Origin of the sequence: Massilia sp. CT11-108, from assembly GCF_047302915.1 — a bacterium.
Classification (GTDB): Bacteria; Pseudomonadota; Gammaproteobacteria; order Burkholderiales; family Burkholderiaceae_D; genus Telluria; species Telluria orientalis.
Window position 1 is genome coordinate 1 of record NZ_JBKYMO010000198.1, and the last position, 10,161, is coordinate 10,161.

The following is a 10,161-nucleotide window of genomic DNA, read 5'->3' on the forward strand; positions in this document are numbered from 1 at the left end:
CCGCGTGGGGGGCGCGTTCCGCCACCAGGCGTGGCGCTTCGCCATCACGTCGCTGCAACGGCGGCCCGGCGCGACGGTCGTGCAGATCGTGTCGCTGTCGCTGGGCCTGATGGCGCTGCTCGTGCTGACCGTCGTGCGCGGCGACCTGATGTCCGCGTGGCGCATGGCGACGCCGCCCGATGCGCCGAACCGCTTCATCATCAACATCCAGCCCGACCAGCGCGACGGCGTCGCCCGCACGCTCCGCGCGGCCGGCGTGCCCGACCCGACCTTGTATCCGATGATCCGCGGCCGGCTCGTCGCCGTGAACGGCAACGCGGTGACCGCGACCACGTACACGGACGAGCGGGCGAAAGGCCTCGCGGAGCGTGAATTCAACCTGTCCTCGACGGCGGACCTGCCGGCGACGAACGAGATCGTGGCGGGCCGCTGGTACCGCGATGCGCCGGGCGTGGCCGAAGCCTCGGTCGAGCAGGGCCTCGCGAACACGCTGCGCCTGAAGCTGGGCGACACGATGCGCTTCGACATGGGCGGCCAGATCGTCGACGCGCAGATCACGAGCCTGCGCAAGCTGGAATGGGGATCGATGCGGGCGAACTTCTTCGTCATCATCAACCCGGCCGCGATGAAGGATGCGCCGACGACGTACATGACGGCATTCCACCTGGCCGCGCGCGGCATCGGCCTGGCCAACACGCTGACGCGCGCGTGGCCGAATCTCACCGTCATCGACGTCAGCGGGATCATCCGGCAGGTGCAGGAAGTGCTGGACCAGGTCGTCGTGGCGGTGGAATTCCTGTTCATGTTCACGCTGGCCTCGGGCGTGCTGGTGCTGTACGCGGCGCTGATGGGATCGCAGGCCGAGCGCACCCGCGAAGCGGGCCTGCTGCGCGCGCTGGGCGCCACGCGCGGCCAGCTGGCGCAGGCGCAGCGTATCGAGTTCATGCTGGTCGGCGGCCTGTCCGGGTTGCTGGCGGCATCGGGCGCGGCGGCGCTGGGCTGGGCGTTGGCCAGGTACCAGTTCAAGTTCCCGTGGACGTTCGATCCGACCGTGTGGGGCGCGGGACTGGTCGTGGGCGCCGTGTGCGCGCTCGTCGGCGGCTGGCTCGGCCTGCGCAATGTGTTGCGGCAGCCACCGTTGCAGACACTCAGGGAAGCTTGACGTTCCAGTGGTGCGTGCGTTGCGCTATCATGGACGGATGTCCGATACCAACGCACCCCAAGAGTCCCAGGACGCGCAGGAAGAGACGCGCAGCCTGTACGAGATCATCGGCGGCGAAACCCGCCTGCGCGAACTGGTCGACCGTTTCTACGACCTGATGCAACTGGAGCCGGATTTCGCCGGCATCCACGCGATGCACCCCGTCCCCAACGACGGCTCGCGCGAGAAGCTGTTCATGTTCCTGTCCGGCTGGATGGGCGGGCCGAACCTCTTCATCGAACGCTACGGCCACCCGATGCTGCGCGCGCGCCACCTGCCGTTCGCCATCGGCACGTCCGAGCGCGACCAGTGGCTGCGCTGCATGGCGATGGCGCTGGAAGATCTCGGCTACGACTACGAATTGCGCCTCGCGCTGATGCAGTCGTTTTACCAGACCGCCGACTGGATGCGGAACCGTCCGCATTAATATGCCAACGCTTGAATTCATCGTGCTCGCCGTGGCGCTGCTGGTCGTGCTCGGCCTGCAGGTCGTTCTCTTGAGCCGCGCGCGCCGCGGCGGCGACGAGCGCCACGCCTTCGAACGCCTGGAGCGCGAGCTGCGCCAGGAATTGCAGACCAGCGCCCAGTCCACGCGCCAGGAACTGGCCGCGCATCTCGCGCAGAACCAGGCCGCCACCGTGCAGCAGCTGGACGGCATGCGCCAGCAGATCCAGTTGAATTCGCAGGGCGGGCGCGAGGAACAGGCGCGCGCGCTCAAGCGTTTTTCCGACACGCTGAACGGCGCGCTCGCGAACCTGACGGAATCGAACGCGCAGCGCATGCTGGAGATCCGCGCGACGCTCGAGGCCAAGATCCGCGACCTGCAGAACGATAACGCCAGGCGCCTGGAAGAGATGCGCCAGACCGTCGACGAAAAGCTGCACGCGACGCTGGAGACGCGCCTCACGGAATCGTTCCGGCAAGTGTCCGACCGGCTGGAAAAGGTGCACCAGGGCCTGGGCGAGATGCAGCAGCTGGCCGTCGGCGTGGGCGACCTGAAACGCGTGCTCGTCAACGTGAAGACGCGCGGCACGTGGGGCGAGGTGCAGCTGGAGATGCTGCTCGAGCAGATCCTCACGGTCGACCAGTACGCGAAAAACGTCGAGACCGTGCGCGGGTCGAACGCGCGCGTGGAATTCGCGATCAAGCTGCCGGGCTCAATCGACGGCGGTCCTCCGCTGTGGCTGCCCATCGACGCCAAGTTCCCCAAGGAGCAGTACGAACGCCTGCTGGAAGCGGCCGAGCAGGGCGATGCCGACGGTGTCGCGCGCTCGGGCGCGGAACTGGAACGCGCCGTGCGCGGCGAAGCGAAGACCATCTGCGAAAAATACGTGGCCCCGCCGGCGACGACGGATTTCGCCATCCTGTTCCTGCCGACCGAGGGCCTGTACGCGGAAGTGATGCGCCGCCCGGGCCTGGCCGACGACCTGCAGCGCACCTTGCGCGTGACGATCGCGGGGCCGTCGACGCTGGCGGCGCTGCTCAACAGCCTTCAAATGGGCTTCCGCACGCTGGCGCTGGAAAAACGCTCGTCGGAAGTGTGGCAGGTGCTGGGCGCCGTGAAGACGGAATTCGGCAAGTTCGGCGACGTGCTGGCGCAGACCAAGCTCACGCTGGAACGCGCCGCGAAGAACATCGAAAGCGCCGAGGTGCGCAGCCGGCAGATGGCGCGCAAGCTCAAGTCGGTGGAGGCGTTGCCGAGCGAGGCGGCGCAACTGATGTTGGGCACGTCGAGCGTCGACGCCGACGATTGAACCGCGGACATTGTTGCAACCCCGTGCCCACCCGTACCGGAAGTTTCCTGGTCGCCTGGTGGGACCGGGACCTCATCGAGTCCACTGACAAAGCAACGTCGACAGCTTCTCAGTCAACCTGAGTGCAAAATTTTTGCTTTTAATCAAATTATTATTCGTTATTCACATGCTCGAACGGACGCCATACTGTTAGCTTCTTGAACTAGTTACTTGCGAAAATGAATAGAGCTGCAGACGCCTGTCTTTCCTCTTCCATCGCGGCAAACCGTCAGTCCTTCTTTTACCCCCGTGCGAAGTCTCTTCTTGCGAAGGCCAATGTGCGCCTCGACGGCAGCGCGCCATGGGACATGCGGATTCATCGTTCCGGCGTCCTCAAGCGCGCTTTTTTGCGGGGCAACCTGGGATTGGGCGAAGCATACATGGACGGCGACTGGGATGCCGAACAGCTCGACGAATTTTTTTGCCGCCTGCTTGCAGCGCGCGTGGAGGACGACGTTAATCCGATCGGCCTGACGCTCAATCGTGTTGTCGCCGGCCTGCTCAATCGGCAGACCTTGCGTCGCGCCTGGCAGGTAGGCGAAGTTCATTACGATCTGGGAAACGACTTCTACGCTGCCATGCTGGACCCGCGCATGACGTACACCTGCGGCTACTGGAAGGACGCGGCCAATCTGGCCGACGCCCAGGAAGCGAAACTGGAACTCGTCTGCAAGAAGCTGCAACTGGAACCGGGCATGCGGGTCCTCGATATTGGCTGCGGCTGGGGCAGCTTCATGCGCTACGCGACCGAACGCTACAAGGTGGAATGCGTCGGCGTGACGATTTCGGCGGAACAGGCGAACTATGCACGGGAGCGCTACCCCGACGCCAAACTCGACTTCAGACTGCAGGATTACCGCACGGTGAACGAGCGCTTCGACCGCATCGTCAGTATCGGGATGTTCGAGCACGTGGGGCACAAGAACTACCGTACTTACATGCAGGTGGCACACCGGTGCCTGTACGACGGGGGCCTGTTCCTGCTTCACACGATAGGCCGCAACCACCGTCACGGCATCTCGGATCCGTGGATCGACAAGTATATCTTCCCGAACGGCGAACTGCCGTCGCTGGGACACATCAGCGATGCCATCGAAGGCCTCTTCATCGCCGAGGACGTGCATAACTTCGGGGCGGACTACGACAGGACGCTGATGGCCTGGCATGAGAACTTCGAAACGGCATGGCCGCGTTTCGCCGACCGGCTGGGCCAGCGGTTCTATCGGATGTGGCGGTATTACCTGCTATCGTGCGCCGGCGCATTCCGCGCGCGCGACCTGCAGCTCTGGCAATGGGTGTTGTCGAAGGAAGGCGTGCCCGGCGGCTATTCGCGTGTCAGCTGACGCCTCGCGCCGCACTTCCCAACCCGCCCGCCATAGATCATGATTTTGCCAAGATTGACTCATTTTTTTTACAGCTTCCTGCCTTCCTCCAACCAGATCGGTGCGCGCGAACGCCTGCGCAGCTGTTTCGGCGCCCTGATCGGCATCCTGATCACCGGCGCCGTGACGAGCCTCGCGTTGGGGCATTCATCGTCCGATTTGCCGCTGCTCGTGGCGCCAATGGGCGCCTCCGCAGTCCTGCTCTTCGGCATGCCTGCCAGTCCACTGGCCCAGCCCTGGTCGCTGGTCGGCGGGAACCTGATCGCGGCGCTGTTGGGCGTGACATGCGCGCGCTGGATCGACATGCCTCTGGCGGCGTCCGCGCTGGCCGTGGGACTCTCGATCGCCCTGATGTTTCCCCTGCGCTGCTTTCACCCTCCATCCGGCGCGGTTGCGCTGACGGCCGTGTTGGGCGGCCCGGCGATCCACGCCCTCGGCTACCGGTTCGCGGTGCTGCCGATCGGCCTGAACTCCCTGGTCCTGCTTGCAAGTGCGATCGTCTACCACCGCATGACGGGGCATCGTTATCCGCACCGGGCACGGGCCAGGCGCGCGCCAACGAACGACGAGAAGGCGCCGTTTACACGCGCCGACCTCGAAGCGGTGCTCATGGCGCGCAACGAAATGCTGGACATCGATGTCGGCGACCTCGAGGCGGTCCTCGGCGACGTCGAAGTGCGGGCTTATCGCCGCCGGATGGACAAACTCGACTGCGCGCGTGTCATGACGACCGGCGTCCTGGCCGTGGCGCCGACCGTCAGCGTCAGCAGTGCATGGGCGATACTCGTGCACCACAAGATCAAGGCGCTGCCGGTGCTCGACGACGAGCGCTCGGTGGTGGGCATCGTCACGCAAATGGACTTCATACGCCACGGCGCGCTTCCGCCTTTCATGGACAACACCGACGCCCGGCAGGTCGGCGACATCATGAGCGTCCCCGTCAAGACGGTGCGCGCGTCCCAGCTGGTTGCCGACCTCGTTCCGATGTTCGCCAGTTTCGGGCACCATCACCTTCCCGTCATCGATGCCGCCGGCAAGTTCGCCGGCATGATCACGCAGGCCAACCTGGTCAGAGGCCTGCACCAGCAACCAATAAGCGATGTCGATCCGCCTCGCCCTGCCGCGCCGATTGCGATGCCGGTCGAACATCCAGCGTAATCTCAACATGGACATCAATCTTGCCCGCACGTTTCTCGCAGCCGCGGAAAGTGGAAGTTTCATCGCTGCAGCCGAACGCATGCACGTGTCACAGACCGCGATCAGCGCGCGCATCCGTACGCTGGAGCAGCAACTGGGACGACGCCTGTTCGCACGCAGCAAGGCCGGTACCCGGCTGACGCTGGCCGGCGAGCATTTCATACGACATGCCACGAACATGGTGCAAATCTGGGAGCGAGCCCGCCAGCAGGCTGCCCTGCCACCAGGACGAGAAGACGGCATCAGCGTTGGCGGCGAACTGAGCCTTTGGAACCCGCTGCTTGCCGACTGGCTGATCTGGATGCGCCGGCACTGCCCCAAGATCGCGCTGCGCGCCGAAGTGGGCCAGCCCACGCATCTGCTCGACCAGGTGAAAGACGGCGCACTGGATATCGCCCTGCTCTACAATCCACCGCAGCGTCCTGGACTGGTCACGGAACTGCTGGTTGAGGAAAAGCTGATCATGATTACCTCGGATCCAGGGCAGGGGATGTATCCCGACCAGTACATCTATGTCGATTGGGGACCCAACTTCGCGGCGAACCACCAGGCTGCCTTTCCCGAATTGAATAGCCCGCCCATCTACATGTCGCTGGGGCCCCTGGCCCTGACCTACCTGTTGACGGTCGGCGGCGCCGGTTATTTCCGCATCGGCGCGGCAAAGCCCTTGCTGGAAGCTGGACTGGTGCACCGCGTCAGCGATGCACCGGAATTCTCCCACTCCGCCTATGCCGTGTACGCTGCGCAGCGCGACAACAGGACAATGGAACGTGCCGTCGCCGGGCTGCGCATCGCCGCAGCGGTACCGGAGCGCTCCGGCCAAGGGCATGCGATCGCGGCGCGCCCGCAACTGTCGCAAGCGAAATCATGCGTCAAGGCGGACGCGCTTAAATGACTTCGGATGAGCGCCGTGGGCACGTGACAGTCAAATCAGGCCCTCGAACAACAACACGTCGACCATGTCGCCAGCCTGCACCGTGCCTTGCTCATCGTGCAGCACCACCATGCAATTCGCCTCCGACATCGACCGCAGGATCCCCGACCCCTGCGCCCCCGTGATCGCGACGGCCGGCTGGCCATCCGCGCCGCGGGCCAGGATGCCGCGCTGGTATTCCGTGCGGCCCGGTTTCTTGCGGATCATCGCGGCCGAGCGGGCGCGCACCAGTTCCAGTGGCGCCTCGGCCCCCATCATGCGCAGCAGCGCCTCGCGCGCGAAGAAGTAGAACGACACCATCACCGCCACCGGATTGCCCGGCAGCCCGAACAGGAAGGCGCTGCGGCCGTTCGAGGCGATGCGGCCGAAGGCCAGCGGGCGGCCCGGGCGCATGCCGATCTTCCAGAACGTCACGTCGCCCAGGCGCGCCATGATCTGCTTCGTGTAGTCGGCCGCGCCGACGGAGACGCCGCCGGAGGTGATGATGGCGTCCGCGTTCTCGCACGCGTCGCGCAACGCCTGTTCGAGCGCCTGCGGATCGTCGCGCACGACGCCCATGTCGATCAGGTCGCAGCCCAGGCGCTGCAGCATGCCGTAGATCGTGTAGCGGTTGCTGTCGTAGACGCAGCCTTCGTCCAGCGGCTGGCCGATCGAGCGCAGCTCGTCGCCGGTCGAGAAGAATGCCACGCGCAGGCGGCGCCGCACGGGGACTTCCGCCACGCCCAGCGACGCGAGCAGCCCGAGGTCGGCCGGACGCACGATCTTGCCGGCGCGCAGCGCGGCGCTGCCGGCCTTCAGGTCTTCGCCGGCCAGGCGGCGGTTGTCGCCCGTGCGGATGGTGCCGGGTGCGATGACCATCGTGTCGCCCTCGACGCTGACGAATTCCTGCGGCACGACGCTGTCGCAGCCGGCCGGCATGACGCCACCCGTCATGATGCGCACGCATTCGCCCGCTTGCGGGCTGCCGTCGAATGCGCGGCCGGCGTACGCGGTGCCGATCACCCGCAGGCGCGCGGGCGCGTCGGCCGAGAGGTCCGATCCGCGCAGCGCGTAGCCGTCCATCGCCGAGTTGTCGTGGGCCGGCACGTTGATCGGAGAAATGATGTCGGCCGCGAGCACGCGGCCCAGCGCGGCGCGCAGCGCCACCATCTCCGTCGCGCGCACGGGCGTGACGAATTCGCGGATGATGCGCTGGGCGTCGCGCACGGGCAGGGCGTCCGGGTCGTATGCGGACAGGCAGCTCACCACGTCGGCCAGGCGCGGCACTTTCAAGGGTTCGAGTTCGCGCAATTCGTCGAGCGTGTTGATGTTGCGGAAGGCGTCGGCGTCGTCGAACAGCACCTCGGTGACCTTGATCTGCGGGTACCAGCCGTCCATGCGCCGCCCGCCGCGATCGAGGTAGGCCGACAGCACGGGCTCCAGGCCGGCCTTCAGCAGGCAGAACACGGGATGCACCTGGCGCCGGCCGTTTTCTTCGGTGACGGCGACGGCGAGATCGGCACCGGCCGCGCGCAGGCCCTCGTGCAGGCGCTCCGCGAGGTCGGCCGGCAGGAACGGCGAATCGCACGGCGCCGTGAGCAGGTAAGTCGTCGCGCAGCGGCGCAAGCCTGCCTGCAGGCCGGCGAGCGGACCCGCGTAGTCCGGCGTATCGTCCGGCCAGACCGCTACGCCGTACGCGGCATACGTATCGAGGTTGCGGTTGGCGTTGATGGCGACCGTGGCCACCTGCGGTTCGAGGCGCGCCAGCACGTGCGCGGCCATGGTCGTGCCGCCGAAGGGCTGCAGGCCCTTGTCGACGTGGCCCATGCGCGTGCCGCGGCCGCCGGCCAGGATCAGGCCGCTGATGGATTCCTTGTTCATGTTTTTTTATCCGCCGATGTAGGACATTTCGATTTTCTGTGCGCTGGCCGCCCGCGGGGAAAGGCCCGCCGTGTTGACGGTGCGCGTTTCGGAATAGCGGTCGGCGCGCGCGCGCCAGAGCCGGGCGATGGCCGTCTGCATCTCCTGGTCCGTGCGCCCGCCGCGCAGCAGCTCGCGCAGGTCGTGGCCGCGCGTCGCGAACAAACACGTGTACAGCTTGCCCTCGGTGGACAGGCGGATGCGCGAACAGTCGTGGCAGAACGCCTGCGTGACGCTGGAGATCATGCCGACTTCGCCCCCGCCGTCGACATAGCGCCAGCGCTGCGCCGTCTCGCCCGCGTAGTTGGCGCCGATCGGTTCGAGCGGCATCTCGGCCGAGATGCGGCGCACGACTTCGCTCGACGGCACGACTTCCGTCATGTTCCAGCCGTTCGACGCGCCCACGTCCATGTATTCGATGAAGCGCAGGATCGCCGGCGTGCCCTTGAAGTGGCGCGCCATCGGCAGGATCTGGCCGTCGTTCATGCCGCCCTTGACGACCATGTTGACCTTGATGGGGCCAAGGCCGGCGGCGTGGGCGGCGTCGATGCCGGCCAGGACATCGGCCACGGCGAAGTCGACGTCGTTCATGCGCTTGAACACCGCGTCGTCGATGGCGTCGAGCGAGACGGTCACGCGGTCCAGGCCCGCGTCCTTCAAGGTCTGCGCCTTGCGCGCCAGCAGCGAGCCGTTGGTCGTGAGCGTGAGGTCGAGCGGGCGGCCGGACGGCGTCTCGATGGCGCGCAGCTGTTCGACCAGGCGCTCCAGGTTCTTGCGCAGCAGCGGCTCGCCGCCCGTCAGGCGGATCTTTTCGACGCCATGGGCCACGAACAGCCGCGCCACGCGCGCGATCTCTTCGAAATTGAGCAGCGCCGCGTGGGGCAGGTAGGCGTAATCCTTGTCGAAGACTTCCTTCGGCATGCAGTACACGCAGCGGAAGTTGCAACGGTCCGTGACGGAGATGCGCAGGTCGTGCAGGGGCCGCCCGAGGGCGTCGGCGAGCAGGCCGGTCGGTGTCTCCAGCGTGTCGGGGACGGCCAGCGCGGGCGCGCGCGCGTCGGCCACCATGATGATTTTTTCAGCCATGCCAATACGATAGCAGAAGGCCGGCCAGGGCGCAGGCGAGGATGGTCTTGATCGTCCCGGTTCTGTAGCGCAATAACGCCACCGCGGCGGCCGTGCCGATGGCGATCGCGTCCCAGCGCGGCGCGCCGTGGTCGAGGAAGACGTGGGCGCCGAAGAACACGGCCAGGCTCGCGATGACGCCGACGACGGCCGCCGAGATCGCCGTCAGCGGCGCTGTCAGCCGCACGTCGCCGCGCGTGGACTCGACCAGCGGTCCGCCGGCGAGGATGAACACGAATGACGGTAAAAACGTGAAGAACGTCACCACACAAGCCGCGACCATGCCGGCCAGGAAGCGGGCGTCCGATCCGAACAGCGCATGGGTCCAGCCGCCGACGAAGCCGACGAACGCGACGATCATGATCAGGGGCCCGGGCGTCGTCTCGCCCAGCGCGAGGCCGTCGATCATCTGGCCGGCGTCGAGCCAGTGATACTGTTCGACGGCGTGCTGCACGACGTAGGGCAGCACGGCATACGCGCCGCCGAACGTCAGCAGCGCCATCTTGCCGAAGAACGCGCCCATGCGCGGCAGTTCGCCGTCCGGTCCGTAGACGAGGGCCAGTCCCGCCCAGCCAGCCAGTCCGAGCGCGCAGCCGGCCACGCCGACGGTCGCCAGGCGCCGCCAGGTGA

At 66.5% G+C, this 10,161-nt stretch carries 9 protein-coding genes; 6 read left to right on the plus strand and 3 right to left on the minus strand.

The window, feature by feature from the left end:
• The 6 genes from ACEN88_RS16610 to ACEN88_RS16635 form a co-directional block, all read left to right on the plus strand.
• Nucleotides 1-1,162 (plus strand): ABC transporter permease (locus ACEN88_RS16610; protein ID WP_413341283.1); only part of this gene is annotated, 1,162 nt, incomplete at its 5' end.
• A 37-nt stretch (nucleotides 1,163-1,199) separates the two neighbouring features.
• The gene (locus tag ACEN88_RS16615; protein WP_413341285.1) at nucleotides 1,200-1,628 is read left to right on the plus strand and encodes a group II truncated hemoglobin; all 429 of its coding nucleotides are present in this window, start codon (nucleotides 1,200-1,202) and stop codon (nucleotides 1,626-1,628) included.
• 1 nt (nucleotide 1,629) lies between these two features.
• Nucleotides 1,630-2,955 carry a DNA recombination protein RmuC gene (locus ACEN88_RS16620; RefSeq protein WP_413341287.1) on the plus strand — a complete coding sequence of 442 codons (1,326 nt, stop codon included), beginning with the start codon at nucleotides 1,630-1,632 and terminating at the stop codon, nucleotides 2,953-2,955.
• Between the two features lie 218 nt (nucleotides 2,956-3,173).
• The gene (cfa, locus tag ACEN88_RS16625) at nucleotides 3,174-4,337 is read left to right on the plus strand and encodes a cyclopropane fatty acyl phospholipid synthase (protein WP_413341289.1); all 1,164 of its coding nucleotides are present in this window, start codon (nucleotides 3,174-3,176) and stop codon (nucleotides 4,335-4,337) included.
• 39 nt (nucleotides 4,338-4,376) lie between these two features.
• Nucleotides 4,377-5,534 (plus strand): HPP family protein, encoded by a 1,158-nt coding sequence (locus tag ACEN88_RS16630; RefSeq protein WP_413341290.1) that lies wholly within the window; start codon nucleotides 4,377-4,379, stop codon nucleotides 5,532-5,534.
• Nucleotides 5,476-6,468 (plus strand): LysR family transcriptional regulator, encoded by a 993-nt coding sequence (locus ACEN88_RS16635; protein ID WP_413341292.1) that lies wholly within the window; start codon nucleotides 5,476-5,478, stop codon nucleotides 6,466-6,468. The genes ACEN88_RS16630 and ACEN88_RS16635 overlap by 59 nt, the downstream gene beginning before the upstream one ends.
• Nucleotides 6,469-6,498: 30 nt before the next feature.
• Here ACEN88_RS16635 and glp read toward each other — a convergent pair whose 3' ends face one another.
• The 3 genes from glp to ACEN88_RS16650 form a co-directional block, all read right to left on the minus strand.
• Nucleotides 6,499-8,367, minus strand: coding sequence for a gephyrin-like molybdotransferase Glp (gene glp / locus ACEN88_RS16640; protein ID WP_413341294.1), 1,869 nt, complete (start codon nucleotides 8,365-8,367; stop codon nucleotides 6,499-6,501).
• Nucleotides 8,368-8,373: 6 nt separating this feature from the next.
• Nucleotides 8,374-9,492, minus strand: a complete 1,119-nt coding sequence (gene moaA / locus ACEN88_RS16645; protein ID WP_413341296.1) for a GTP 3',8-cyclase MoaA — start codon at nucleotides 9,490-9,492, stop codon at nucleotides 8,374-8,376.
• Nucleotides 9,485-10,161: chromate transporter (locus ACEN88_RS16650; protein WP_413341298.1), on the minus strand; the 677-nt coding region annotated here is incomplete at its 5' end. The genes moaA and ACEN88_RS16650, both read right to left, overlap by 8 nt.